This window comes from Aeromonas sp. 600527, from assembly GCF_049175415.1.
GTDB classification, from domain to species: domain Bacteria; phylum Pseudomonadota; class Gammaproteobacteria; order Enterobacterales; family Aeromonadaceae; genus Aeromonas; species Aeromonas veronii_A.
The window spans coordinates 163,659-190,389 of the sequence record NZ_JAAKVA010000004.1 but is presented as its reverse complement, the minus strand read 5'-3'; the positions used below and the strand labels follow the sequence as shown (position 1 = coordinate 190,389).

General features: G+C 60.4%; 25 protein-coding genes. 5 read left to right on the top strand and 20 right to left on the bottom strand.

Translation table 11 applies throughout. From position 1 onward, the window contains the following. Positions 1–88: 88 nt before the first annotated feature. The gene (locus tag G5154_RS07960) at positions 89–1,960 is read left to right on the top strand and encodes a methyl-accepting chemotaxis protein (protein ID WP_421259937.1); all 1,872 of its coding nucleotides are present in this window, start codon (positions 89–91) and stop codon (positions 1,958–1,960) included. A gap of 249 nt (positions 1,961–2,209) precedes the next feature. Here G5154_RS07960 and gltS read toward each other — a convergent pair whose 3' ends face one another. Beyond that, positions 2,210–3,409 (bottom strand): sodium/glutamate symporter, encoded by a 1,200-nt coding sequence (gltS, locus tag G5154_RS07955; RefSeq protein WP_216978165.1) that lies wholly within the window; start codon positions 3,407–3,409, stop codon positions 2,210–2,212. Positions 3,410–3,811: 402 nt separating this feature from the next. On the opposite strand from gltS, the gene ansA reads away from it, so the two are divergent. Further along, positions 3,812–4,867 (top strand): asparaginase, encoded by a 1,056-nt coding sequence (ansA, locus tag G5154_RS07950; RefSeq protein WP_421263919.1) that lies wholly within the window; start codon positions 3,812–3,814, stop codon positions 4,865–4,867. 249 nt (positions 4,868–5,116) lie between these two features. Here ansA and G5154_RS07945 read toward each other — a convergent pair whose 3' ends face one another. Further along, entirely contained in the window at positions 5,117–5,410 is a 294-nt protein-coding gene (locus G5154_RS07945; protein ID WP_042061025.1) for a YeaC family protein, read from the bottom strand. Positions 5,411–5,472: 62 nt separating this feature from the next. After that, positions 5,473–6,906: a glyceraldehyde-3-phosphate dehydrogenase gene (locus G5154_RS07940; RefSeq protein WP_421263918.1), complete on the bottom strand. Its 1,434-nt coding sequence runs from the start codon at positions 6,904–6,906 to the stop codon at positions 5,473–5,475. Positions 6,907–7,117: 211 nt separating this feature from the next. On the opposite strand from G5154_RS07940, the gene G5154_RS07935 reads away from it, so the two are divergent. Together G5154_RS07935 and G5154_RS07930 are read left to right on the top strand one after the other, a co-directional pair. Further along, positions 7,118–7,918 (top strand): DUF2989 domain-containing protein, encoded by an 801-nt coding sequence (locus G5154_RS07935; RefSeq protein WP_005348110.1) that lies wholly within the window; start codon positions 7,118–7,120, stop codon positions 7,916–7,918. Between the two features lie 7 nt (positions 7,919–7,925). Beyond that, positions 7,926–8,489, top strand: coding sequence for an NUDIX domain-containing protein (locus G5154_RS07930; protein WP_421263917.1), 564 nt, complete (start codon positions 7,926–7,928; stop codon positions 8,487–8,489). 105 nt (positions 8,490–8,594) lie between these two features. Here G5154_RS07930 and lipA read toward each other — a convergent pair whose 3' ends face one another. The 15 genes from lipA to leuS all read right to left on the bottom strand — a co-directional run bounded on the left by lipA (position 8,595) and on the right by leuS (position 23,160). Continuing rightward, positions 8,595–9,560 (bottom strand): lipoyl synthase, encoded by a 966-nt coding sequence (gene lipA, locus G5154_RS07925; protein WP_421263916.1) that lies wholly within the window; start codon positions 9,558–9,560, stop codon positions 8,595–8,597. After that, a complete protein-coding gene (gene lipB, locus G5154_RS07920) occupies positions 9,557–10,234 on the bottom strand; it encodes a lipoyl(octanoyl) transferase LipB (protein WP_421250685.1) in 678 nt (225 codons plus the stop codon). The genes lipA and lipB overlap by 4 nt, the downstream gene beginning before the upstream one ends. Before the next feature lie 62 nt (positions 10,235–10,296). Next, positions 10,297–10,560: a DUF493 family protein YbeD gene (gene ybeD, locus G5154_RS07915; protein WP_005348100.1), complete on the bottom strand. Its 264-nt coding sequence runs from the start codon at positions 10,558–10,560 to the stop codon at positions 10,297–10,299. A gap of 292 nt (positions 10,561–10,852) precedes the next feature. Next, a complete protein-coding gene (locus G5154_RS07910; RefSeq protein ID WP_216953014.1) occupies positions 10,853–12,049 on the bottom strand; it encodes a D-alanyl-D-alanine carboxypeptidase family protein in 1,197 nt (398 codons plus the stop codon). A gap of 184 nt (positions 12,050–12,233) precedes the next feature. Next, a complete protein-coding gene (locus G5154_RS07905) occupies positions 12,234–13,217 on the bottom strand; it encodes a septal ring lytic transglycosylase RlpA family protein (RefSeq protein ID WP_421250684.1) in 984 nt (327 codons plus the stop codon). Further along, the gene (gene mltB / locus G5154_RS07900; RefSeq protein ID WP_421250683.1) at positions 13,159–14,157 is read right to left on the bottom strand and encodes a lytic murein transglycosylase B; all 999 of its coding nucleotides are present in this window, start codon (positions 14,155–14,157) and stop codon (positions 13,159–13,161) included. The genes G5154_RS07905 and mltB overlap by 59 nt, the downstream gene beginning before the upstream one ends. Further along, positions 14,157–14,294, bottom strand: coding sequence for a hypothetical protein (locus G5154_RS07895; protein WP_421250682.1), 138 nt, complete (start codon positions 14,292–14,294; stop codon positions 14,157–14,159). Before G5154_RS07895 ends, mltB begins: the two co-directional genes overlap by 1 nt. Then, positions 14,291–15,394 carry a rod shape-determining protein RodA gene (gene rodA / locus G5154_RS07890; RefSeq protein WP_216978172.1) on the bottom strand — a complete coding sequence of 368 codons (1,104 nt, stop codon included), beginning with the start codon at positions 15,392–15,394 and terminating at the stop codon, positions 14,291–14,293. Before rodA ends, G5154_RS07895 begins: the two co-directional genes overlap by 4 nt. Next, a complete protein-coding gene (gene mrdA, locus G5154_RS07885) occupies positions 15,387–17,309 on the bottom strand; it encodes a penicillin-binding protein 2 (RefSeq protein ID WP_216953017.1) in 1,923 nt (640 codons plus the stop codon). Before mrdA ends, rodA begins: the two co-directional genes overlap by 8 nt. 49 nt (positions 17,310–17,358) lie before the next feature. Continuing rightward, entirely contained in the window at positions 17,359–17,826 is a 468-nt protein-coding gene (gene rlmH / locus G5154_RS07880) for a 23S rRNA (pseudouridine(1915)-N(3))-methyltransferase RlmH (protein WP_005348087.1), read from the bottom strand. A gap of 21 nt (positions 17,827–17,847) precedes the next feature. After that, positions 17,848–18,189 carry a ribosome silencing factor gene (gene rsfS / locus G5154_RS07875; RefSeq protein ID WP_421250681.1) on the bottom strand — a complete coding sequence of 114 codons (342 nt, stop codon included), beginning with the start codon at positions 18,187–18,189 and terminating at the stop codon, positions 17,848–17,850. Positions 18,190–18,286: 97 nt separating this feature from the next. Then, positions 18,287–18,958, bottom strand: a complete 672-nt coding sequence (nadD, locus tag G5154_RS07870) for a nicotinate-nucleotide adenylyltransferase (protein WP_421244184.1) — start codon at positions 18,956–18,958, stop codon at positions 18,287–18,289. Further along, positions 18,952–19,989: a DNA polymerase III subunit delta gene (holA, locus tag G5154_RS07865; RefSeq protein ID WP_216978175.1), complete on the bottom strand. Its 1,038-nt coding sequence runs from the start codon at positions 19,987–19,989 to the stop codon at positions 18,952–18,954. The genes nadD and holA overlap by 7 nt, the downstream gene beginning before the upstream one ends. Positions 19,990–20,002: 13 nt before the next feature. Then, the gene (gene lptE, locus G5154_RS07860; RefSeq protein WP_005348079.1) at positions 20,003–20,485 is read right to left on the bottom strand and encodes an LPS assembly lipoprotein LptE; all 483 of its coding nucleotides are present in this window, start codon (positions 20,483–20,485) and stop codon (positions 20,003–20,005) included. Between the two features lie 98 nt (positions 20,486–20,583). Continuing rightward, on the bottom strand, positions 20,584–23,160 hold the full coding sequence (gene leuS / locus G5154_RS07855) for a leucine--tRNA ligase (RefSeq protein ID WP_421250680.1): 2,577 nt from the start codon (positions 23,158–23,160) through the stop codon (positions 20,584–20,586). A 145-nt stretch (positions 23,161–23,305) separates the two neighbouring features. Between leuS and G5154_RS07850 the strand changes: the two genes are divergently transcribed. After that, the gene (locus G5154_RS07850) at positions 23,306–23,794 is read left to right on the top strand and encodes a zinc ribbon-containing protein (RefSeq protein WP_421250679.1); all 489 of its coding nucleotides are present in this window, start codon (positions 23,306–23,308) and stop codon (positions 23,792–23,794) included. A gap of 140 nt (positions 23,795–23,934) precedes the next feature. On the opposite strand, the gene G5154_RS07845 is transcribed toward G5154_RS07850, so the two are convergent. Together G5154_RS07845 and G5154_RS07840 are read right to left on the bottom strand one after the other, a co-directional pair. Then, positions 23,935–25,275 (bottom strand): TldD/PmbA family protein, encoded by a 1,341-nt coding sequence (locus G5154_RS07845; RefSeq protein WP_421250678.1) that lies wholly within the window; start codon positions 25,273–25,275, stop codon positions 23,935–23,937. Further along, the gene (locus G5154_RS07840; RefSeq protein ID WP_421250677.1) at positions 25,275–26,675 is read right to left on the bottom strand and encodes a TldD/PmbA family protein; all 1,401 of its coding nucleotides are present in this window, start codon (positions 26,673–26,675) and stop codon (positions 25,275–25,277) included. Before G5154_RS07840 ends, G5154_RS07845 begins: the two co-directional genes overlap by 1 nt. Between the last annotated feature and the right edge of the window lie 56 nt (positions 26,676–26,731).

Sequence of the window (26,731 nt, the reverse complement as noted above, 5' to 3'; positions counted from 1 at the left end):
TTTTGGCCATTCGGGCCGCTAATGACTACGTAGTGTTGTGCACTTTTAGGGAAAAACCCGCTCCTCACCTCAATAAGAAGAACGCATGATGAAAAACCTGTCACTCAAGCAGAAGATACTGTTGTCAGTGGTGATCGCCCTTTCGCTGGTGATCTCGTTGCTCTCCTGGCAGAGCTATAGCAGCCAGAAGAGTCTGTTGCTGCAAGGCAGTCAGGAGCAGTTGCAGCGGTTAGGCACCCAGCAGGCCGAGCGTGTCAGCGACTGGCTCGCAGCCCGTCGCGACGTCATTCAGGCGCTCGGCAACAAGGCAGGTGCCGACCCCCTCAATGCCTTGCAACAGGCACAAGTTTCCGGCCGTTTCCAGCTTACCTATTTCGGTGAGAGCAGCGGCAAGATGAATGACTCCGATCCCTCCATCAACCGCGATGGCTACGACCCGCGCTCCCGTGGCTGGTATCAGGAAGCGATGGGCAAGGGCGGCCTGATTGTCACCAAGCCCTATCTCGATGTGGCCTACAACATCATGGTGGTCACTCTGGCCCAGCCGGTATCCGGCGGGGTAGTAGGTGGTGACCTCTCCATCGCCTCGCTGGTGGAAGACGTGACCAAGATGCAACTGCCTGCCGACGGTTTTGCCATCATGATGCACAAGGATGGCACCATCATCGCCTACAAGGATGCGGCCAAGGCGATGAAACCGGCGATCGAGATCGACAACGATCTGACCAACACGCTGATCGAGCAGAGCAAGTCGAGCAGGGAGCTGGTTCCGGCCTACTTCGACAGCGAAGGGCGTGACAAGCTGCTGTGGGCGGTCGATATCCCCGACACGGATTGGGAACTGGTGCTGGTGCTGGACAAGGCCGCACTGGAAGCGCCGCTCTCCTCCTTGCTGATGACCCAGCTGGGGATGGCGCTGCTGGTGCTGGTGGGCAGTATTCTCGCCATCTCCTGGTTGGTCAGCATGCTGCTTGGCCCGCTCAGCAAGGTCTCCCAGGCCCTGGCCCGCATAGCCGATGGTAACGGCGATCTGACCCAGCGCATCAAGATCGATGCCAACGATGAAGTGGGCCAGCTGGCCAACAGCTTCAACCGCTTCGTCGGCAGCCAGCACCAGCTGATCGCCAATATCCGCCAGCTGGCCAACGAGTTGAACGCCGATGCCGAGCGCAGTCTGGTGACCAACCAGGCCGCCGTGGACGAGCTGCAGCGTCAGCAGCAGGAGGTGACCATGGTCGCCACTGCGGTCACCGAGATGGCGAGCGCCACCATGGAGATCGCTGGCAATGCCGAGAATACCGCCGCCGCTGCCCAGCAATCTGCCCAGAGCAGTGAACAGGGCAAGATGCTGGTCAACAAGACCCGCCAGTCCATCAATGGTCTGGCTGAAGAAGTGGGACAGGCGACCGAAGTGATCGGCGAGCTGAGCCGCCACGCGCAGGCCATCACCAGCATCCTCTCCACCATTCAGGGGATTGCCGAGCAGACCAACCTGCTGGCACTGAACGCGGCCATCGAAGCGGCTCGTGCCGGTGAGCAGGGCCGTGGTTTTGCGGTGGTGGCTGACGAGGTGCGGGTGCTGTCGCGCCGTACCCAGGACTCCACCCAGCAGATCCAGTCCACCATCGAGACCCTGCAGCAGACCACCGCCCGTGCGGTGAGCCTGATGCAGACTAGTCAGAGTTTGGCAGATAACAGTGTGCAGGATGCCGATGCCGCCGCTGCCGCGCTGGAGGAGATCACCCAGGCAGTGTCGCTCATCTCCGACATGGCAGGCCAGATCGCTACGGCGGCTGAGGAGCAGACCCAGGTGACCGGAGAGATCACCCAGAACACCACCGCCATCAAGGATGTGAGTGACGAGATCACCGCCGCCGCCATGCGTGATCTGGATCAGGCCCAGAGCCTCAAGGGGCGAGCTACTGACCTGAACCAGCAGGTGTCGACCTTTATTCTGTAAAGTCCGGTTTTAGGCAGTCATCAACAAGCCCCGCACTCGGCCGAGTGCGGGGCTTGTTGTTACCCGGAATATGATGGAGCCTGTCTGTATGGTTGGTTTGGTTGGTACCTTCATGCCTGTGTGGTGCCATTGCCCAGCAAAGAGGCCACAGACGGAAGACTTAGCCAGTAAACAAGATGACGAGTCCAGTAAACAAAAAGCGCCCACCGATTGGTGGGCGCATTTGTATTTACGTCTGACTACAGGGAATTACAAGAAGGGCAGTGCCAGGAATAGCTTGATCACCATGGCGTTAATGATGTCGATAAAGAAGGCGCCCACCATGGGCACCACCAGAAACGCCAGATGGGAGGGACCAAAGCGCTGGGTGATGGCCTGCATATTGGCAATGGCTGTCGGGGTTGCTCCCAGACCGAAGCCGCAGTGGCCCGCTGCCAGTACGGCCGCATCATAGTTGCTGCCCATCACCCTGAACGTAACGAAGATGGCGTAGAGTGCCATCGCTACGGTCTGGGCGGCCAGCAGGATAAAGATGGGGAGCGCCAGGTTGGCCAGATCCCACAATCGCAGACTCATCAAGGCCATGGCGAGGAATAGTGACAGGCTGACGTTGCCGAGCAGGGAGACCTCGCGGTCGCTCACCTCGTGCCAGTTCAGCAGGGTCAGCACATTGCGCAGCAGTACGCCGACGAACAGCACGCAGACGAACACTGGTAGTTCGAAAGCGCCACCTTTCAGGTAGGCGGAGAGTATCTCGCCTCCCTTGAGACTGATGGCAATCAGCGCCAGCGTCTCGATGACGCTGAAGGTGGTGAGGGGCCGCTCCATGTCCGGCATCTCGAAGCCTTGAGGTGCGCCATCCCGGTTGTGCTCCTCACCGGGCACCTGCACCTTTTTCACCAGATAGCGGGCCACCGGGCCGCCGATCAACCCCCCCAGTACCAGGCCGAAGGTGGCACAGGCGATGGCCAGTTCGGCGGCGGATTGCACACCGTACTTCTCGGTGAAGGTGGCGCCCCAGGCAGCCCCGGTACCGTGACCGCCGGAGAGGGTGATGGAACCGGCCAGCAGCCCCATGTGGGGATCCAGGCCAAGCAGAGTCGCCAGACCCACGCCCAGGCTGTTCTGTACCAGCAGCAGACCGGTAACTACCAGCAGAAAGGTGAGTACCGCTTTGCCGCCGCGCTTGAGGCTGGCGAGATCGGCAGAGAGACCAATGGAGGCAAAAAACGCCAGCATCAGCGGTGTCTGCAGGCTGGTATCGAATTGCAGCTCCATCTGCAGGGTGGAGCGTAGCAGCAGTAGCACCAGCGCGACCACCAGACCACCGGCAACCGGTTTAGGGATGTTGAAGGTTCGAAGCAGCCCGACACGAGTGACTAGCACTCGGCCAAGCAGTAATACCAGAGTGGCAGCGACCAGTGTTGCGTAGGAATCAAGTTGTATCATTCAGTACTCCCATGTTGATTGGCTGTGCCTTCTGTTGGTGAAGACTCACAGATTCAGCCGGGATAAAAACAGTGTGGCTTATAGGCCAACTTTAAGAAGGGGAGAGTGCTCCCCGCCCCATGAAAATAGGGCCAGTGCGGGCCTGAAATATTCAGGCATCCAGATGATATTTACGAAAAATCGGGCGAATAGTAGCAAAAAACGTCGCTTGGTGCCAACTTTGTCGTATTAATGTTCGCCTGGGTGCCTTATTGTGAAATTTAATACCATGGTGGTGGTGAGTGAAAAAGCCAAAAAGAGGGTAGGGAACGGCTGTCATTTAGGGTGTCAGTCTCTATAATTCGCCGGTTTCCGCTGCGCGCAGAGGAGCTGGCGGGTGTTGACATTGTGGTTCACCCCGATATGGCTCCTGTGCCGGCGGTGTTCACTTCATCAAGAGGAGAGGGTGTGAAGAAGAAGTCCATCTATATCGCCTACACAGGCGGCACCATTGGGATGCAGCGTTCCGAGCACGGCTACGTGCCGATGGCTGGCTTTATGGAAGACTGTCTGGCGCGGATGCCCGAGTTCCACCGCCCCGAGATGCCGGATTACCATATCCACGAATATGCGCCCCTCATTGACTCTTCCGACATGACCCCGGTGGACTGGCAGCGTATCGCTGAAGATATTCGCGACAACTACGACAAGTACGATGGCTTTGTGATCCTGCACGGCACCGACACCATGTCGTTCACCGCCTCGGCGCTCTCCTTCATGCTCGAAGATCTGCACAAACCGGTCATCATTACCGGCTCCCAGATCCCGCTCGCCGAGCTGCGATCCGACGGTCAGCAGAACCTGCTCAACGCCCTCTATATTGCGGCCAACTACCCGATCCACGAGGTGACGCTGTTCTTTAACAATCAGCTCTATCGCGGCAACCGCAGCAAGAAGGTGCACGCCGACGGCTTCCACGCCTTCGACTCCCCCAACTATCCGCCGCTGCTCAATGCCGGGATCGCCATCTCGCTGGAGGCGGGCGAACTGGGCGTGCCGTCCGAGCGGCCGCTGGTACTGCACGACATCACCCCTCAGCCCATTGGCGTGGTGACCCTCTATCCGGGGATCTCCAGCGAGGTGATCGCCAATATCCTGCAACAGCCGGTGAAGGCGCTGATCCTGCTGTCGTTCGGAGTGGGCAATGCGCCGCAGAATCCGGCCATGCTGGCACTGCTCTCCGAGGCATCGGCCCGCGGCGTTATCATCGTCAACCTGAGCCAGTGCCTGCACGGCAAGGTCAATATGGGTGGCTACGCCACTGGCAATGCCCTGTCGCGGGCCGGGGTCATTTCGGGCTTTGACATGACCGCCGAGGCTGCACTCACCAAGCTCCATTTCCTGCTGAGCCAGAACTTGCCTTCCCACCGCATTCGCGAGTTGATGCAGCAGTCCCTGCGTGGGGAGCTGACTCCCTGAGAAACTGTCCACGATCTTACTGCGAAGCCGCGATCAAGGCTCATGTGCTGCTCGCGTGTTTGTGAACCAGAGGCTCACGTATATCTATACGCTCCGCTTCCTGCGCTGCTCTTCACCTTGCTGACGTCTTCTCGCTACAGGTCGTGAACAGCTTCTGACCTCCCCACCATGGGGAGAGTGGAAAAAGAGGGGAGCCATTATGGCTCCCCTCTCTGTTGTGGCCGCTGCGAGCGGCCTACCGGGTCAGGTTCAATGGTTAAGGTCGACCCGCACTATCTCTTCCTCATCGCGATACTGACGCTTGAGCTCGCTCTTGCTCTTCATCACGATCTCGCCATCACGACCGATATTCATGTGCTCCGGATTGTCGAGATGCATCGCCTGCCAGGCCATCACGGCTTGCAGGGAGGTGGCCTTCTGCTCGTCGGTGAGGGGCTTGCCATCGGGCCACTTGCCCAGCTCGACTGCGGTTTTGAGCCGCTCGTACACCTCTTGTGGCATCTGCCTGATTGCTTGCAAAAACTCACCCTGTTGAAACGACATCCGGCCTCTCCTTGAACTATTGAGCTATAAGCTGCGGGATCTGACGGGCAGATCCTGACGGGCTATGCAGGCAGATCCTGGCGGACTACGCCAGCCATCTGTTCCATCACCCGCACTACCTGACAACTGTACCCGAACTCGTTGTCATACCATACGTAGAGCACGCAGTGATCCCCCTCGGCGATGGTCGCCTGGGAGTCGACGATGCCCGCATAACGGGAACCCACCATGTCGGAGGAGACCAGCTCGGTGCTGGCACTGAAGTCGATCTGGCGATGGAGGGCTGAGCTTAGCGCCATCTGCTGCAGATAAGCGTTGAGGCTCTCCCGAGCGGTGGCCTGCTCCAGCGACAGATTGATGATGGCCAGCGACACGTTGGGAGTCGGTACCCGGATGGCGTTGCCGGTCAGCTTGCCCTTGAGTTCGGGCAGCGCCTTGGCCACCGCCTTGGCGGCGCCGGTGCTGGTCATCACCATATTGAGGGCCGCGCTGCGACCGCGGCGCTCGCCTTTGTGGTAGTTGTCGATGAGGTTCTGATCGTTGGTGTAGGAGTGGACCGTCTCCACGTGGCCGTGGCGGATGCCGTACTTGTCCTGCATCACCTTGAGCACCGGGGTGATAGCGTTGGTGGTGCAGGAGGCGGAGGAGATGATCCTGTCACCCGGGCCTATCACCTCATGGTTGACCCCGAACACCACGTTTTTCATCTCCCCCTTGCCGGGAGCTGTCAGCAGCACCTTGCCGGCACCGCGCGCTTTCAGGTGCTCGGAGAGGCCTGCTTCGTCACGCCAGACGCCGGTGTTGTCGACGATCAGCGCATCGTGAATGCCGTAGGCGGTGTAGTCGATGTCGGCCGGGCTATTGGCGTAGATCACCTGAATGAAGGTGCCGTTGGCGATGATGGCGCTGCGCTCCACATCCACCTCGATGGAGCCGTTGAAGGGACCGTGCACCGAGTCGCGGCGCAGCAGGCTGGCACGTTTCTCCAGATCCCCGTCGCGACCGCCACGCACCACGATGGCGCGCAGGCGCAGCGGATTGGCGGCGCCGGTACGCTCGAGCAGCAGGCGGGCCAGCAGGCGACCGATACGGCCAAAGCCGTAGAGCACCACGTCGGTCGGCTGCGGCATCTGGCTGCGGCCAAGGGCAGGTGCCAGTCGCGCTTGCAGATAGTCCTCGATCCCCGCTTCATCCTGATGATCCTGCCAGTAGCCGACTGCCAGCTTGCCAAGGTCAACCTCGGCGGCGGTGGGTTTGAGGGCAACGATGGCCTGGAGCAGGGGGAAGCTTTGCTGGATGGGGAGTGGAGCGCCCTGGTGGCGGCGGACGACCCGGTGGGCCTTGAGGATATCGATGGTGGAGGCGTTTTGCAGCGGGCGGCCGTAGAGGGTGATCTCGACCCCTTGTTGTCGGTAGAGGCGACCAATCAAGGGCTGCATGGCTTCGGCGAGCTCCTGGCTCTCCTGCCACGCTTGCAAGTAGTGCTCGTGGGTCATTGACCAGATCCTTTATTTCACGTTGTTGGTGTAAATAGAAAATTCGTCGAATGCAGATCAGTGTAGGGGTCTATATTTCGTTATATTATTCTGCAGTCGCGGCCTTATATGGCGCGCGCATTGTAATGGATATGTAACCGGTTTGCTAGCCGGAGGTGGCCTGTGAAGGCGCCAGTTGTTACCAACCCGTGTTACCAACAAGATGTGAACCATGGCCAATTTCCCTCTGCGACAGACCTTCATCATGCTTTCAGTCGGCCTTGCCGTGGCTGGCTGCAATGACGATCGGATCCACAACATCTGTGGCAATCATCCCGAGCTCTGCCAGGATCTGGTGGACGATGGCTGGTGTCGCTACGAGCGTACCGATGTGATCCGCAGTCGCTTCTATCTCAAGGAGGAGGGGACGGATCGACGCAAGTACGAGCTGATGCGCAACCTTGAGCGCTATCTCAAGTGTGCCGAGCGCTCTACCAACATCGAGTATAAGAATGCCCGTGAGCAGAAGAGCCCACGGGTGGAGGGGATGCTGGCGGCTGGCGAACAGCTGGCCCAGCTCGATGTGGCCACCCGCAACTCGCAGGATCCCTACTTGCTGCTCTGGCACTGGACCAACAACACCAACGAGCTGGCCCGTCAGCAGTTCATGGCACTGGAAGGCAACAAGGTGCTCGACGAACCGGAACTGCAGCTGGCCCTTGGCGGAGCCTACGCCAAGAGCGACCCCGAGAAAGCTATTTCCATCATGCATCACGGCCTCTCCCTCTATCGGGAAGGTGACAAGATAAACAGCCGCCTGCTCACCTCCCTCAGCACCCTCTATATGGGCCAGAAGCAGTACGGGCTGGCCTATCTGTGGGGCAAGGTGAGCGAGTCGTTTCAGGATAGCCCCGAGGTCTCAGCCAAGCGTTTTGGCATCTACCACACCCTGAGCAAGACAGAGCAGGATGGCTACGATGTGCGGGCTGCCGAAATTGTCGAGCAGCTCAAGCATGGCAACTACCGGCCCTGAGGCAGTGATGACGATGTTCTCCCCGGCCAGCTGCTGGCCCAATCTGTTCGATCTCTCTTTCGTTCATGGCGAGGTGCGTACCGATGGCCGTACTCTTGAGCGCCTCACGGTACGTGCCGTGGTGCCCCGTGGCGGCGAGCTGCTGCTGGTGCATTCCCGGGTCAACGGCGATCTGATGTTCCCTGGCGGCGGCATTGAAGCGGGGGAGAGCCACCATGTGGCGCTGGCCCGCGAGTTGCTGGAGGAGTGCGGCGCCGAGCTGCGGGAAGTGGGGGGCCTGCTTGGCGAGACCCGTGAATATCGCGCCGCCCGCGAGCCGGGGTTCGATGCCTACTGCATCCGCTCGCTCTACTACTTGTGCCGGATTGGTGATCAACTGGTGGAGCCACAGCCACAGCCCTACGAGATCCGGCTTGGCTTTGTGCCGGGCTGGTTTGCCCTCGACGAGGCGCTGCAGACCAACAAGACCCAGCTGGCGGGGCCTTGCCCACAGTGGACGGCGCGGGAGACCCGGGTGTTAGCCCAGCTGCAACGCTGGCATCAGCAGGGGATCTTCGACCACGACTACTGAAGTAGCTCAAGCCGCAACGGTCAGTGACACCAACAAAAAGAGCGCCAATGGGCGCTCTTTTTCATTGTGAGGGTGGCGGTTACTTGGCCACTCTGTCGTGCGAGGTTATTTGACCTCTTCTCCCTTGGCTTGCAGATCAGCATGGTAGGAAGAGCGAACGAAAGGACCACAGGCGGCGTGGGTAAAGCCCAGCTCCATGGCGATATCTTTCAGCTCGTCAAACTCTGCTGGCGGCACGTAGCGCTTGACCGGCAGGTGGTGGCGGCTTGGCTGCAGATACTGACCCAGGGTCAGCATGTTGACGCCGTGAGCGCGTAGATCCTTGAGCACCTCGACGATCTCTTCGTTGGTCTCGCCAAGGCCCATCATCAGACCGGACTTGGTCGGTACATGGGGGTGCATCTCCTTGATACGGCGCAGCAGCTCCAGCGACCACTTGTAGTCGGCACCCGGGCGAGCGACGCGATACATGCGCGGCGCAGTTTCCAGGTTGTGGTTGAAGACGTCCGGCGGCGTTTCGCGGAACACCTCAAGGGCCTGCTCCATCCGGCCACGGAAGTCCGGGGTCAGGATCTCGATGCGGGTCTGCGGGCTGTGCTCGCGGATCTCGCGGATGCAGTCGGCGAAGTGCTGGGCACCGCCGTCGCGCAGATCGTCGCGGTCCACCGAGGTGATCACCACATACTTGAGGTTCATCTCCTTGATGGTGAGCGCCAGCTTCTTCGGTTCTTCCGGATCGAGTGCCAGCGGGCGGCCGTGGGCCACGTCGCAGAAGGGGCAGCGACGGGTGCAGATCGCGCCCATGATCATGAAGGTGGCCGTGCCGTGGTTGAAACACTCCGCCAGGTTGGGGCAGGAAGCCTCTTCACAGACCGAGTGCAGCTTGTTCTTGCGCAAGGTGCTCTTGATGTGTTCGATCTTCTGGCTGGAAGGGGGGAGTTTGATCCGCATCCAGTCCGGCTTGCGAAGGATTTCTTCGTTGGGATCCGGCATGAATTTCACCGGGATCAGGGCCATCTTGTCGCCATCGCGCAGCTTGACGCCCGGCTCCATACGAACGGGTTTGCTCATGATTCACTCTCGGTGTTTGTTATTGTCTGATAGCCAATCAGGCTGGCCAGTTCGGCCACCAGAATGGATTGCGCCTCGGCCACGCTCTGCGGGCCGCCCAGGGCGCTGGTCTGGGTCATGGCCATGCCCGCATAGCCGCACGGATTGATGTGCAGGAAGGGGGTCATGTCCATGTTGATGTTGAGGGCCAGCCCGTGGAACGAGCAACCCTTGCGGATGCGCAGTCCCAGTGAGGCCAGTTTGGCCTCCATGCCAAGGTCATTTTTCACATAGACCCCGGGGGCATCTGCCTTGGCATAGGCCTGGATATTGCTTTTGGCCAGGGTGTTGATGATGGCTGTTTCCAGCGCGGTCACCAGCTCGCGCACCGAGAATTTGCAGCGGCGGACATCCACCAGGACGTAGAGTACCAGCTGGCCCGGGCCGTGATAGGTCACCTGACCGCCGCGATCGCTCTGCACCACCGGGATATTGCCCGGATTGAGCAGGTGTTCGGCCTTGCCGGCCTGGCCCTGGGTGTAGACGGGGTCATGTTCGACCACCCAGAACTCGTCCGGGGTGTCGCTGGTGCGGTTGTCGGTGAAGGCTTTCATGGCGTCCCATACCGGCTGGTAGGGGCGGAGACCCAGTTGCCTGACTATCAGGCTGTGCTGAGCGGGGATCTGGGATGACATGGTGTCCTCGTGGCGTGCTGCGGCCAAAAACAGTCGCCCCGCAGAACGGGGCGAGAGAGAAATTACAGTACGTATTTCACCAGCTCGATCTTGCCAAGCGCAGTGTACATCGCTTCGATGTGCTCTTTGCTCTGGGCAGTCACGGTCACGCGAACCGAGTGATAGTTGCCCTTGGAGCTGGGCTGGACGGTCGGGCTGTAGGTGCCCGGAGCATGCTGCTGCAGCACTTCAACCACCATATCCGGCAACGCAGGATCCGCGATGCCGAGTACCTTGAACGGGAATTTGCAGGGAAACTCCAGCAGTTCATCAAACTTGGTATTCATTTACTCACCTTTTTCGTCATCAGCATGATGACTTCATCTTGGATGGCTAGTGGCCGATGGCCCGTGGAGGCCGCCATTTCAAGTCTGTATGGGTGCGGCTAAACCCTATATGGGCGCCGCACACTCCGGGATCAAGGCCGGGAGCGGTCAGACAAGGATGGAAGTGCTGCTTTTTACCACAAATCAGGGTAAGGCGGAACCTGCAGTTTACAGGGTTATTCACTGCCATTGTCCGGCGCAGACAGCAGCGGCGCCTGTTGGCGCCGCTGTTTGGTGAGGATTGTGCGTCGGATTACTTGAACCAGCTGGTGACCAGCAGTACCAGGTAGTCCCACAGACGGCTCATCAAGCCACCTTCCTGCACCTCTTCCAGAGCGACCAGCGGTACCTGCTTGATCTCTTTGTCACCCTGCTTCAGGAACACGGTACCAACGCGTTGACCCTTGGCCAACGGGGCTTTCAGCTCGCTGTCGAGCTGGAAGTCTGCCTTGAGGTTGTTGCCCTGACCGCGAGTGACCAGCACGGAGACATCTTTGTCGACGCCCAGTTTCACTTCAGACTTGTCGCCCATCCAGATCTTCTGGGTGACCAGCTCGGTGCCTGCCTTGTATGGAGTCAGGCTCTGGAAGAAGCGGAAGCCGTAGGTGAGCAGTTTCTTGCTCTCGGCGGCGCGGGAGGCTTCACTGCTGGCGCCCAGTACCACGGCGATCAGGCGCATGCCTTCGTTGTTGGTGGCAGAGGAGACCAGGTTATAGCCGACCTGGCTGACGTGGCCGGTCTTGATGCCATCCACTTGCAGGGATTGATCCCACAGCAGGCGGTTGCGGTTGTGCTGGGTGATACCGTTGAAGACGAAGGATTTCTGGGAGTAGATCTTGTACTCCTCCGGCTGATCATGGATCAGTGCCTGACCCAGGCGGGCCATATCACGGGCTGTACTGTAGTGACCCTCTTCATCCAGACCGTGGGGGTTCTTGAACTGGGTGTCCTTCATGCCGAGCTTGGCGGCCCAGGCATTCATCAGGCTGGCGAAGGAGTCGGTACTGCCGGCCAGATGTTCGGCCATGGCGACGCAGGCATCGTTGCCGGACTGGATGATGATGCCCTTGTTCAGGTCATCGACAGAGACCTGCTTGCCCACCTCGATAAACATCTTGGAGGAGTCTGAGTAGTTCTTGGACCAGGCGTTCTGGCTGATGGTCACCATGTCGGTGCCCTTGATGTTCCCCTTGTGCAGCTCGTCGCCAACGATGTAGGAGGTCATCATCTTGGTCAGGCTGGCAGGGGGCAGACGCTCGTCGGCGTTCTGCTCGGCCAGCACCTGACCGGAGTAGTAGTCGATCAGGATATGGGCCTTGGCGGAGATCTCCGGCGCGGCGGGAACCACCACTGGGTTGGCGTTCGGCGTGGGTGTCGGCACCGGCGTATTGGCCTGAGCGGTTACGCTGATCAGTGAGGCCAGAAGAACTGAACGGGCAAATTTGGACATCTTGAAATTCCTGCGAGCCAGATGGGGATAAAATGCGGGCCTAACTATACCAGATGCGCCCGCAGGTTATAGTCCGACATGGCGATCATGACTGGTTTTTTATCCATCAATCCCTGCCATCACGCCATAAAGCGACGTGATGGCGGGGCCGGGAGATTGGTCACCGCCGCTGTCAGAGGAGGGATCAGGGCACGATAAAGGCCTGTTCCAGTCCCCCTTGCCGTACTTTTTCCAGCAGTGCGGCTTGTTTATCCGCCTCCACCGGGCCGATCAAGACCCGGAAGATGGCGCCATGGGCTTCAATCCGGTAGGGCACACCATGGCGCTGGGTCATCACCTTGCCCATCGCCTCGGCCCGATCCCGGGAGCCGCTGGCCAGTACTTGGATCATCTTGCCATCACCGCTGCTGGCGGGCGCTGCAGCCTTGGCCGGAGCCTGCTTGACAGGTGCCGCTTTGGCAGGCTTGGCCGCTGGCGCCTTGACGGGAGCAGGGGCAGCAGCGGGAGTGGCCATCGCCAGTGCGGTCGGTTCACCCAGGAAGCCATCTTGCGCCACTGTGTTGGATGCCGTTGCTGGCGGGGTGGTCGGGGTCATCTCGATGGGCTTCATCGGTTCCATGATCACCATCTGGTCCGGGGTGTCGTTGATCAGCTCCAGTCGAACGCGAGCTGTGCCGCTATCGACCATCTCCAGCTGCTTGGCCGCCGCATAGGAGAGGTCGATCAGGTGAGGGCTGTTGAAAGGGCCGCGATCGTTGACTCGTACTATGGTCTCCAGCCCGTTGTCCAGATTGGTGACCCGCACATAGCTCGGGATGGGCAGGTTGCGATGGGCGGCGCTGAACAGCTTGCTGTCCAGCACATCGCCGTTGGCGGTCTTCTGGCCATCCAGATCCGGTGACAGCCAGCTGGCTGTGCCCTCTTCGCTATAGTGCTTGATATCGCGCCACACCTCGTTTTTCTGTTTGCCAATCCAGTAGTCCCGGTTGCCGCTCGCGCTCAGGGGCTCCGGGCGTGGGATGGCGCCGGTGGCTTGCGGGATCTCGATAACGGGTGGCTTGCTGACCGGTGCTTGCGGCTCTACGGGGGCGCTCTGTTCCGGCTGGCTGCTACAGGCGGCCAGCAACAAGCTCAGGCTGAGCGGGAGGAGTTTGTGACGAAGATGCATACGCTTCCTGAATGGCTTGGCTAAGTTGATACACCGCCATCGCATAGAGTGGGCTGCGATTGTAACGGGTGATCACATAAAAGTTATGCCGTGCGACCCAGTATTCCGGTCCATCGGCTTGGGCAAGCGCCAGCAACTTGACCGGCGTCTGCGGGGCCAGCGGCGTGGCGAGCTCAATCCCTGCCGCCGCCAGTTCTGACCACTGTTGTGTTAACTCGGGCTCAGGCCTGAGTAGAGGTTCGACTGCCATCAACCCGATCTGGGCCGGTTCCACCACGGATTCGCCCCAGCGCCACTGGTGGCTGGCAAAATAGTTGGCCACGCTGCCGATGGCATCGACCGGGTTGGCAAACAGATCCCGCTTGCCATCCCCGTCAAAGTCGACGGCGTAGTGGCGGTAGCTGGAGGGCATGAACTGCCCCATCCCCATGGCGCCGGCATAGGAGCCCTTGAGGGCATCGAGTTGCCACCCTTCCTCTTTGGCCAGCACCACCAGCTGGGCAAACTCCTTGGCAAAGAAGTCGCTGCGCTCCGGGTAGTGAAATCCCAGGGTGTAGAGGCTATCGAGCACCGGATGACGGCCCATCTGGCGACCGTAGAAGGTCTCGATCCCTATGATGGCCACGATGAGCGAGGCCGGCACCCGATAGAGCTTTTCCGCGCGGGCCAGCGTATCGGCATGTTGCTGCCAGAACTGCTGGCCGTCACGGATGCGATCCGGGGTAACAAACAGCGGCCGGTAGCGATGCCAGGGTTTGGCCTCCCACGGCTTGCTGATGGTGTCGAGCACCTCCTGCCGTAACTGAGCGCGGGCGACGGCAGCCTGCAGCTCCGCCAGCGGCACTTGCTGCTGTTCGGCGAGCAGGGCCAAGCGATCCGGCGCCACGGCAGCGGTTGCCATCGAGGCGGCGAGAGAGAGCAACAATCCAACCCGTTTCATCAGGCAAGCAGCCCTCTATGAGTCTGAATTGACATCAGGATACCGAATCCGGCCATCAAGGTCACCATGGAGGTGCTGCCATCGATCTCCAGCAGCAGGGGAACACCCACCACCGGCAAATAGATCCATCTCATCATGCCAGCAGCCTTCTATGAGTCTGGATGGACATCAGTATGCCAAAGCCGGCCATCAGGGTCACCATGGAGGTGCCGCCATAGCTCACCAGCGGCAGGGGAACCCCCACCACCGGCAGGATGCCACTCACCATGCCCATGTTGACGAACACATAGACGAAGAAGGTGAGAGTGATGGCGCCGCCCAGCAGTCGCTCGAAGCTGTTCTGGGCCTGCATCGAGATAAACAGACAGCGGCTGATGACATAGAGATAGAGCACTAACAGCAGGGCAACCCCCACCAGACCGAACTCCTCGCTAAATACCGCGAAGATGAAGTCGGTGTGGCGCTCGGGCAAGAACTCCAGCTGGGACTGGGTTCCTTGCAGCCACCCCTTGCCGAAGACGCCACCGGAGCCGATGGCAATCTTGGACTGGATGATGTGGTAGCCGCGGCCGAGCGGGTCTTTCTCCGGGTCGAGCAGCATCAGCACCCGCTGGCGCTGGTAGTCGTGCATCAGGAAGAACCAGAGCACCGGCATAAAGGCCAGCATCAGTAGAACCGCCAAGCCGATCAGCCACCAGCTGAGCCCCGCCAGAAAGATCACGAAGAAGCCGGAGGCGGCCACCAGAATGGAGGTGCCAAGGTCGGGCTGGGCGGCGATCAGCAGGGTGGGCAGCAGCACCATGATGAGGGCGATCACCACATGGCTGAACTTGGGGGGAAGCGAGTGGCGGCTGAGCCAGGCCGCCACCATGATGGGCATGGAGAGCTTCATCACTTCGGAGGGCTGGAACTTCATAAAGCCGAGATCGAGCCAGCGCTGGGCCCCCTTGCCGATATGGCCGAATACGTCTACCGCAATCAGCATCAGCACCACCACGGCGAACAGCGGCACCGACCAGCGGGCGTAGAGGGAGGGAGGGAGCTGGGCCATGCCGATCATCAGGGCAAAGGCGAGGCCGCCGCGCACCAGTTGGCGCACGATGGAGTCCATATCCTGGCCTGACGCTGAGTAGAGCACCACCATGGAGAGGGCGACAACGGCCAGCAGACCCAACAGCAGGGGCAGGTCGATATGCAGCTTGTACCAGATACTCTGCTGGCGGGCTGAATTACTCATGGGGGGCGACCTCACTCGGTTGGGACGGCTTTTCCGGTGCCGGTGGCAGTTGCGGATCTGGGGGCAGCAGATAGGCATCCAGCATCTGGCGTGCAATGGGCGATGCAGCCCGGCCACCACCACCACCAATGGAGTTTTCCAGCACCAGAGCTACCACCGCTTTGGGCGCCTCAAAGGGGGCATAGGCAACGAATAGGGCGTTATCGCGATGCTCCGCTTTGACGGTCTTGATGTTGTAGACCTGATTTTCCTTCAAACCGACTACCTGCGCAGTGCCTGATTTGCCACCTGACGAGTAGGGGGCCTTTGCAAATGCATGACGGCCACTGCCTTCACTGCCATGGTTGACGCGCCACATGCCGTCCTGGGCTACTTTCCAGTAGCTGTCGCTCTTGAGCTTGAGGGCGATGTTGGGGTTGACCGGGGCATCGACCACCCCCGCCTGCGAAGCGGTGCTCTTGAGCAGGTGCGGCGTCACGTCGTGGCCGTTTTGGGTCAGGATGCTGATCGCCTTGGCCAGCTGGAGTGGTGTCGCGCTCCAGTAGCCCTGACCGATACCGACCGAGATGGTGTCACCCTGATACCAGGGCTGGCGCCAGCGGGCCATCTTCCAGTCGCGAGACGGCATGACGCCCTTGGTCTCTTCATAGAGATCGACGCCAGTGTACTGACCGAAACCGAACTTGGTCATATAGCTGTGGATCTTGTCGATACCGACCCGATAGGCGAGATCGTAGAAGTAGGTATCGGCCGAGACCTCGATGGCGCGATAGACATCGAGCCAGCCGTGGCCCCAGCGGCGCCAGTCACGGAACTTCTTGGTGGTGCCGGGAATGGAGAAGCTCGGGCCGCCGAAATAGCGGTAGCCCGGGGTAATGGCCCCCTCGTTGAGGCCCATGATGGACATCATGGGTTTGACGGTGGAGGCGGGGGCATAGATCCCCTGAGTGGTACGGTTCACCAGCGGCCGTGCCGGATCGTTGAGCAGTGCCGAGTAGTTGGCGCTGGATATGCCTGTCACGAACAGGTTGGGGTCATAGCTCGGGCTCGACTCCAGCGCCAGGATGGCACCGGTTTTCGGGTTCATCATCACGATGGCACCACGCTGGCCGGCCAGCAGTTGCTGGGCCTTGAGCTGCATCCGGACGTCGATATTGAGGTAGATATCCTTGCCCGGAACCGGAGGCTGGAACTTGAGGGTGCGGACAATCCGGCCGCGGTTGTTGACCTCGACCTCCTGATAACCCGCCACCCCGTGCAGCTCATCCTCGTAATACTTCTCCACCCCCTGCTTGCCGATATCCTTGGTGGCGGCATAGTTGGCGAGTTTGTCCTCTTTTTCGAGACGTTCCACGTCGCGGGTATTGATCTTGGCCACATAACCCAGCGCATGGGTCAGGGTGTCGCCAAACGGGTAGTAGCGCTTGAGGTAGGCCTCGATGCTTGCACCCGGATAGTTGTGCTGGTTGACCGAGAAGAGCGCCACCTGATATTCGGTCAGCTTCTCGTAGAGAGGGACCGGCTTGAAGCGACGCTGGCGTTTTACTTCGGTCAGAAACTTCTCTTTGGTGCCTTCCGGCAGCCCCAGCAGGGCGATCAGCTGGTCGGCAGTTTTTTCAAGATCCCTGGTCTCTTCCGGGACGATTTCCAGACTGTAGACAGGGCGATTCTCCGCCAGCAGCACGCCGTTGGTGTCGTAGATGAGCCCCCGTGGTGGCGCCACCGGCACCACCCGGATACGGTTGGAGTTGGAACGGGTCTGGTAGGTGTCGTAGGACTCCACCTGCAGATAATAGAGATTGCCCAGCAGCACCAGCATCAGCACCACGATGCCGATGTAGGCTACCAGGGTGCGCCGGAAGAACAGATTGCCCTCGGCACTGTGATCGCGCATCTCGATGCGTTGTTTCAACATGCCTTTACCTCGGATTTGTGGGGGGCAATAACGGCAGGAACGGCATGGTTCACTCTCTGTGATAAGGGTGATTGGTCGTTATGCTCCAGGCACGGTAGAGGCTCTCGGCCACCAGTACCCGTACCAGCGGATGGGGCAGGGTGAGCGGCGACAGCGACCAGCTCTGCTCGGCGGCAGCCTTGCACTCGGGGGACAAGCCTTCCGGCCCACCCACCAGCAGGGCCACATCGCGGCCATCGAGCTTCCACGCTTCCAGTTGCACGGCGAGTTGCTCCGTGGTCCAGGGTTTGCCCGGAATATCGAGAGTGACGATGCGCGAGCGCCCCGCTGCCGTCAGCATGGCCTCCCCCTCTTTTTGCAGAATGCGGGGAATATCGGCATTTTTGCCCCGTTTGCCGGCGCCAATCTCCACCAGCTCGAACGGCATATCTTTTGGGAAGCGACGGCGATACTCTTCGAAGCCATGCTCCACCCAGGCGGGCATCTTGGTGCCCACCGCAATCAACTGAATCTTCATCTTGCTACGTTGCTGCTCTCGTTATTGCGTGTTCATCTGAGCGGCACCGCTCCACAGTTTTTCCAGTTGGTAGAAGTCACGATATTCATCCTGCATCACATGCACGATCACCGAGCCCATATCTACCAGCACCCACTCGCTGCCAGATTCACCTTCCACGCTCAGTAGATCAAGCCCGGCATGGCGGGCCTCACTGGCCAGATGGTTGGCGATGGCGCTGACGTGACGACTGGAGTTGCCGGAGCAGACGATCATGGTGTCAGTGATGCTGGATTTGCCGCGTACATCGAGGGTGATGATGTCGCGGCCTTTCATGTCATCGATCTTGTCGATGATAAAGGCGTGCAGTTCTTGGCCTTGCAATGAGTCTCTCCTGTATTCCGGCGCCTGACAGCGTGAGGGCGGCGGATTATATCATGGTCACTCCCGTTTCCTATCGGAACGGAGCCGCCGGGAAGTCTTACCGGCAAATGGCGCGGTAGAGCCCCTGTTGATCAATATAGTGCGCAACCGGCTCGGGCAAGAGGTAGCGGGGATCTTCTCCCGCCGCCAGCAGTTGGCGCAGCCAGGTGGCAGACAATTCAATGGGCTGGTTGCTGGCCAGCCAGATATAGCCAGCCCGTTGCCGACGCAGGGCTTCGACCTCTTTGACCTGATGACTGGCTAGCAGCTGCGCCACCTCGGCCGGATAATCGGGTTGCCAGCCGGGGCGGGTGCTCACCACCAGATGGGCATAGTCGAGCAGCTCCTGCCAGCGGTGCCAGCCTGGCAGGCTCAGCAGGGAATCCATCCCCATCAGAAAACATAGCGGCGTATCGGGCAGCTCCTGACGCAGCTCGATCAGGGTATCGATGGTGTAAGAGGGCTTGTCCCGTCGCAGCTCCCGCTCATCCACCACAAAGTGGTGGTTCTCCGCCGCCGCCAGTTTGACCATGGCGAGGCGCTGTTCGCTGGAGCAGAACGGGTTGGCGCGGTGGGGCGGGATATGGTTCGGGATCAGCCGCACTTCGGCCAGACCAATGGCATCGCGGGCCTCGATGGCGGGGCGCAGATGGCCGATATGAACGGGGTCGAAGGTACCGCCAAGCAAGCCGACAGGTGCCTGCAGCGAGCTGCCAGAACGCTTCAGCATGGGCTGCTCTCCATGACCAGCGGCAGTGGGGTGCCATCACGAAAGCCAAGGGCGATGGTCTGCAGCATCAGCCAGGCTTGCTCGGTATCAAAGCGGCGCTGGGCGTCATCCAGCTGGGCCATCAGCAGCCACAGTTGCTGCAGCTTGGCGAAGGGGAGGCGAGTCAGCGCCTGTTGAATGAGTTGCTGGCGGCTTTGCCAGATGCGCAAGCGGCTGAAGTGCTCCCCCAGCGGCTGGCCGTTGCGCATCGCCAGCGACAGTTCTGTCAGCTGCTCCAGCTCGCGGCAGAGGGTCCATGCCAGCATCCCCGGCTCGGTGCCTTCTGCCCGCAGGGCGGCCAGGATCCGCTGGGCCCGGTTCACCTTCCCCTCCAGCAGGGTATCGACCAGCTGGAACGGGGTGAAGTGGGCGTGACGGATGATGGTTTCCTGCAGATAGGTAACGCTGATGGGTTGGGGCGGCGAGAGCAGGGTCAGCTTCTCGATCTCCTGACTCGCCGCCAGCAGGTTGCCCTCGTAGGAGTGGCACATGAAGTTGATGGCATCCGGCAGCGCCTTGAGGCCAAAACGCGCAAAACGGGCGCTCATCCAGCGCGGGAAGAATTTGGGTTCCGGATGGTTGACCGGCACATAGGTGCCAATCTGGTAGAGCTTATCGAACCAGGCTGCCTTCATCTGGGTCTGGTTGAGGCGACCGCCGCTCAGCACCAGCAGCAGGTCTGGATGGAGCTGCTTGCCGATTTCGCTGATACGGGCGGCCAGATCCTTGTCGACCTTGGCGGGCAGCTCCAGCTCGATGATCTGGCGGGCTGAGAAGAGGCTCATGGCCTGACAGGCGTCATAGACCTGATTCCAGTCCAGACCGGCTTCGACCACAAAGGTGTGGCGCTCATCGAATCCCTGTTTGCGGGCGATCTGACGGATGGCGTCGATGGCTTCCAGCCGTAACAGAGGCTCGTCGCCAAAAACGAGATAGCAGGGCCGAAGCCCTGCTTTGAGGTGGTCACCAAATTGTTCCGGGTAGACTCTCATCAAAATACTCGCATCAGAAGCTGACCTGGCTCAACTGCCGGATCACCTGATTGGCCGCCTGCTCCTGCATCTCGCGATTGAGCTGCTCCTGTTCACGAGAGGAGGCGAGAGCTGCATCCGGCTTGTTGAGGAAGCTGCGGTTGAAGTTGATGGGGAAGACCTGGGTCGGCTTGCCCGGGGCCGAGATGGTGAACTGGGTCGTGAAGCCCAGCACATATTCGGTGTCCGTCCCCAGCGCGTTGACCGAGGCGACCTGGCTGGAGCTGCGAATGATGCCCAGAGTGAGCACGGGAATGCCCTCCTTGTCAGCCAGGGTTACGCCAGAGGCCTTCAGGCGGGTGGTCACCAGCCGGTAGAAGTCGCTCTTGTTGTCGCCCACGACCTTCATGGTCATCAGCTCGGCCGGGATGCCGGTGCCGCGCATGTGAAAGCCGCAGCCTTGCATCAGCAGACCCGCCAGCACGATGGCCATCCAGCGGGTGAAGATGGTGCCCATAGAAAATCCTCTTTGCATTAAGGGAAAGCGGCGGGCGCAGGGCCCGCCGTTATCATCCGTTTGCTGTCACAGATTGACAATGATCAGCTGGCAGCCAATTAGTTAGCGACAATGTTGAGCAGCTTGCCAGGTACATAGATCACCTTGCGCACGGTCAGCCCGTCGGTGAACTTCTGTACGGAGGCATCGGCCATTGCCAGCTTCTCGACGTCGGCCTGGCTGATCTCGGCCGGCACGGTCAGCTTGCCGCGCATCTTGCCGTTGATCTGTACCACCACCAGCTTCTCGGTCTCGACCATGGCCGCTTCATCGGCCACCGGCCAGGCTGCGTGATCGATGTCGTCGCCCTTGCCCAGCATCTTCCACAGCTCGAAGCCGATGTGCGGAGTGATGGGGTAGAGCATGACTACCACAGCTTCCAGCGCTTCCTGCATCAGGGCGCGGTCCTGCTCGTCGTTGCCGAGTTTGGAGAGATTGTTCATCAGCTCCATGATGGCGGCAATGGCGGTGTTGAAGGTCTGACGGCGACCCACGTCGTCGCTCACCTTGGCGATGGTCTTGTGCAGTTCGCGGCGTACCGCTTTCTGCTCGTTGGAGAGGGCTGCCAGATCCAGCGAGGCAACGGCGCCACCGGAGACGTGCTCGAAGGTAGTGCGCCACAGGCGACGCAGGAAGCGCTGGGCACCCTCTACGCCAGAGTCGGACCACTCCAGGGTCATCTCGGCCGGAGAGGCGAACATCATGAACAGACGGACGGTATCAGCGCCGTAACGCTCGACCATCAGCTGCGGGTCGATGCCGTTGTTCTTGGACTTGGACATCTTGGTCATGCCGGAGTGGATCACTTCGCGACCCTCAAGGTCGATGGCCTTGGTGATGCGACCCTTCTCGTCACGCTCTACCTTGACGTCGGTCGGGCTGACCCAGACGTTGCCGCCCTTCTCGTCTTTGTAGTAGAAGGCGTCGGCCAGCACCATGCCCTGGCAGAGCAGGCGCTTGAACGGCTCGTCGCTGTTGACCAGACCCGCGTCACGCAGCAGCTTGTGGAAGAAGCGGGCATAGAGCAGGTGCATACAGGCGTGTTCGATACCGCCGATGTACTGATCCACCGGCAGCCAGTGGTTGGCAGCCGCCGGATCCAGCATGCCCTTGTCGTAGTCCGGGGAGCAGTAGCGCGCGTAGTACCAGGAGGACTCCATAAAGGTGTCGAAGGTATCGGTCTCGCGGAACGCTTCCTGACCGTTGTAGGTGGTCTTGGCCCACTCGGCGTCGGCCTTGATCGGGCTCTGGATACCATCCATCACCACATCTTCCGGCAGCAGCACCGGCAGTTGGTCTTCCGGCGTCGGCACCACGGAGCCGTCAGCCAGGGTCAGCATCGGGATGGGGGCACCCCAGTAACGCTGACGGGAGACACCCCAGTCACGCAGACGGTAGTTGACGGTGCGCTTGCCCTTGCCCAGTGTTTCCAGCTTGTTGGCGATGGCATCAAAGGCGCCCTGGAAGTCGAGACCGTCAAACTCGCCGGAGTTGAACAGCACGCCCTTCTCGGTGTAAGCGGCTTCGCTCACGTCGACGTCGCCATCAACCGGCTTGATGACCGCCTTGATGTCGAGGCCATATTTGGTGGCGAATTCGAAGTCACGTTGATCGTGGGCCGGAACCGCCATCACGGCGCCGGTGCCGTAGTTCATCAGCACGAAGTTGGCGACCCAGACCGGTACCTTGCGGCCATCCAGCGGGTGAATGGCGTAGAGGCCGGTGGCCATGCCCTTCTTCTCCATGGTGGCCAGTTCGGCTTCGGCTACCTTGGTGTTCTTGCACTCTTCGATAAAGGCTGCCAGTTCCGGATTGTTTTCGGCGGCCTGCAGGGCCAGCGGGTGGCCAGCGGCGATACCGACATAAGTCACGCCCATGAAGGTGTCCGGACGGGTGGTGTAGACCTCCAGCTGATCAGCCTGACCCTCGATGGCGAAGCTGATGTTGACCCCTTCGGAGCGGCCAATCCAGTTGCGCTGCATGGTCTTGACCATCTCCGGCCAGCCTTCGAGGTTGTCGATATCGTTGAGCAGCTCTTCGGCGTAGTCGGTGATCTTGATGAACCACTGGGGGATCTCTTTCTGCTCCACCGGGGTGTCACAGCGCCAGCAGCAGTTGTCGACCACCTGCTCGTTGGCCAGGACGGTCATGTCGTTCGGGCACCAGTTGACGGAGGAGGTCTTCTTGTAGACCAGACCCTTCTCGTAGAGCTTGGTGAAGAACCACTGCTCCCAGCGGTAGTAATCCGGCTTGCAGGTGGCGACTTCACGATCCCAGTCATAACCCAGACCCAGCATCTTCAGCTGGTTCTTCATGTATTCGATGTTTTCGTAGGTCCAGGGGGCCGGCGCTGTGTTGTTCTTGATGGCGGCGTTTTCCGCCGGCAGACCGAAGGCATCCCAACCGATGGGTTGCAGCACGTTCTTGCCATTGAGGCGTTGATAACGGGAGATCACATCACCTATGGTGTAGTTGCGAACGTGCCCCATGTGTAGACGACCAGACGGATAGGGGAACATGGAGAGGCAGTAGAACTTCTCTTTGTCTACTTTCTCCACGGCCTTGAAGGTTTTCTTGGCATCCCAGTGCTTCTGCACTGCTGGTTCGATTGATTGGGGAACGTATTGCTCTTGCATTGGTGACATCCGGATCTGTGAAATGAATAGATAAATCAGCTGGGAAATCGCAATAGAATACCCATATCCTGCGGCGGCAACAACCGCCAGCATCCGTCAAGCCTGAAGCCGGGCCAGAAAGGGATTTAGCAGAGGAGTAACAGCCATGGACAAACGTCAAAAAGGGTATGAAACCTTCATTGCCGAACTGCAAAAGCAGTGGCAAGAGACAGAGCAGTTCCAGGGGGAGCGCCTCAACCGGATGATTGCCAAGGTGCAGGCCTATCTGGAGGCGGCCAGTGACCTCACTCAGGACGAGCTGGCGCTGATCGCCGAGTATGTGAAGCGGGATCTGGGCAACTATGACGAGGGGCGCAAGGATGAGCAGGTGGAGGAGTCTGCCTTTATGCTGGCGCTCAAAGATACCGCCTGGTCCTGGCTGTCGGATGTGACTGACCGCGCCCAGGTGGAGTGGCGCGAGCTGGCCGACGAGCTGGAGCACAAGGGCGTCTATGAGGCGGGCGACTGGGTGGGGCTGGGGGTCATGGTGTGCGACCAGTGTGGTTGGCGCCATACCGTGCTCCATCCCGAGCAGCTCGATACCTGCCCCGAATGCGGCTGCGCCGAGTATCATCGCGAGCCGCTTTCGCCCTGAATCGACGTATTATCATTTTCATGTACCGACCTGTAGGGACGATTAGCGAAGCGTAATCGTCCATTTGGCCAGAGGTATTCATACCCAGCTTGCCAATAAGAGAGGCGCCCTCAGGCGCCTCTCTCTATTGATGGGCTTGATTACTTGCCCGCGACGGAGAGTCCACCAAAACGGATCAGCGGAGCGTAGAAGCCCTTGCCATCGTTGTGGTGCAAGATATCGCCGACCGCCTCCAGCTCACCCAGCAGGCGGTAGAAGTTGCCCGCCACCGTGATGCCGCGTACCGGCTGCAGGCGAACCCCGTCGCGGCAGAGAAATCCTGATGCGCCAAAGGAGAAGTCGCCGCTCACCGCATCGGCACCCGAATGCAGGCCATCCAGCTTGACCAGCTCCAGATAGTCGCCGCTCTGCACCTCCGCTTCGCTATGGGGGCCCGCGCCAAACACCAGATGGCGAGCGGTCACATCAAGGGCACTGCGTGCTCCACGAGCGGCCGAGCCGTTGCTGGCGACGCCAAAGTGGCGGGCGGTGGCGCTGTTGTGGAGCAGGGTTTTCAGCTCCCCTTCGCCAATCAGCAGCAGATCCGAAGTGGCCGCCCCCTCGCCATCAAACGCCTTGATGTTCATGCCGCCAGGCATATAGACCCGGCTTTCCAGAGTGAGCCAGCGTGACGCCACGCTCTGGCCGACCTTGCTGCGCCAGGGGTTGATCCCCTGCTGGGCCCACTTGCCCGACAGCACCCCCTGAAAGCAGCCAAACAGGCTGGCGAAGCAGTTGGTACTGAAGATGACGCTGTAGCGACCACTCGGCACCGCTTCACCGGGCAGCAGGCCATCGGCGATGGCGTAGATCTGCTCGATGAGCCGTTGGCTATCCAGCTCGTCGAAGCGACGGCCATACTGCCCCTGCGAGTGCATCGACTGGCGGCCATCCCGCTCCACCAGCGCCGAGGTGTAGCAGCCGACGCTGAACTCGCCGTGCTGGCAGAGAGTGCCCTGACTGTTGGCGAGCCAGAGCTGGCTCTCCCCTTCAAAGAAGCTGTTGTAGGGGGCGCCGCTCACATCGGGCATGGCCAGCATGTCAGATTCGAGGCGCAGGGCCAGAGCGATCTTCTCCTCAACCGGCGTGGTATCGGGCTGGTTGATCTCGGCGCAATCTGTGGTGATCCGGCTATTGGCCACCGAGATGCGCTGATCCGCATCCACCTTGGCAAAGCGACTGGCATCGAGGGCATCTTGCAGCATAGCATCCAGCGCCAGCTCATCGAGGGATTCCGAGTAGGCGATGCCGACCCGACCCTCTTTGATCAGGCGAATGCCGAGCTGCTGGCTGCTGGTGACCTTGTATTCACCCAGCTCGCCCTTGTCTGCCTTGAGGGAGAAGGCCTTCTCCTGATTGGCGATGATGTCTGCCTCGGCGTTGAGGGCGGCCACCTTGTCGAGCAGGCGGGTGAGCAGTTGGTTCATGTCGAGTTGGCTCATCAGGCGTTCCCTCCCACCAGGATATTGTCCACTTTCAGCGCCGGCTGGCCCACCGAGGTGGGCACCGAGCCCGAGACCGAGCCGCACATGCCGGCGGCCAGTGCCAGATTGCTGCCCACCATGGAGATCTCTTTCAGCACCTGCGGGCCGGTGCCGATAAGGGTGGCCGACTTGAGCGGCTTGGTGATTTTGCCGTGCTCGATGAGGTATGCCTCCTGCACATTGAAGTTGAACTCGCCGGTGCCGGGCTGTACCGAGCCGCCCCCCATCTTCTTGGCGTAGATGCCGTGTTCCACCGTGGCCAGCATATCGTCGAGGCTGTGGTTGCCCGGTTCGATATAGGTGTTGCGCATACGCGAGGTGGGGGCGTACTTGTACGATTCGCGCCGACCCGAGCCGGTGCGGGCGTAGCCCGTCTTGAGGGCGCCCATTCTGTCCACCAGAAAACCGGTCAGTACGCCGTCCTTGATGAGCTGGGTGTGCTGGGTCGCCATCCCCTCGTCATCGACGTTGATGGAGCCCCAGGCGTTGCTCTGCAAGCCTTCATCCACAGCGCTGACTGCCGGATTGGCGATGAGCTGGCCCATCTTGTCATGGAATACAGAGGCCTTCTTGGCTACCGAGGTGGTCTCCAGCAGGTGGCCGCACGCCTCGTGGAAGATGACGCCGCCAAAGCCGTTCTCCATGATGACCGGCAGGGTGCCGCTCGGGCAGGGAGCCGCGCCCAGTTTCACCAGTGCCTGACGGGTGGCGGTGAGGGCCAGCTCGCGCGGATCGATGCGATCGGCATGCTCCCAGCCCATCAGGGCGCCGGGGGCCTCGTAACCGACGCTCTGCTCGCTCCCTTCCATGGCGATGGTCTGGGCCATGATGCGGTTGTAGTGGCGGCGATCGGCCACTTGCACTCCTTCGCTGTTGAAGATCTCCACCTCCTGCTCCCAGCCCAGCACGTTGCCGGAGAACTGGCTCACCTTGCTGCTCTCGGCACGGACCACCGCATCCATGGCGTGCAGATAGGCGATCTTCTGCTCCAGCAGCTTGTCTGCCGACAGCGGCAGGGCCACCGGGTTGCGATCGCTCAGGCGGGTGAAATCGAAGGCGGTGGCGGTCACCACCGGGTCGCGGCGGTCTTTGGCCGCCAGCAGGGTGACGATGCGCAGCAGTTCGTCGCGGCTGGCCAGATTGGTGTAGCCGTAGAGCACCTTGTGGCCGTAACAGAGGCGCACGCCGATACCGAAATCGAGGCCGCCGCTGATGTTCTCTATCTGGCTGGAGAGCAGGCTGAGCTGGCTGCGGCGCTTTCGCTCGACAAACAGCTCGGCAAAATCGGCACCCAGCGCCAGCGCGTGATCGAGCACGTCACGGGCAATGGCGGGGGCCAACAGGGAGAATGGAGTCATAGAATATCCTTTTCTGGTCTGTCCGTTTGCTTCCGACATCCGGTTCTGATTGTTAT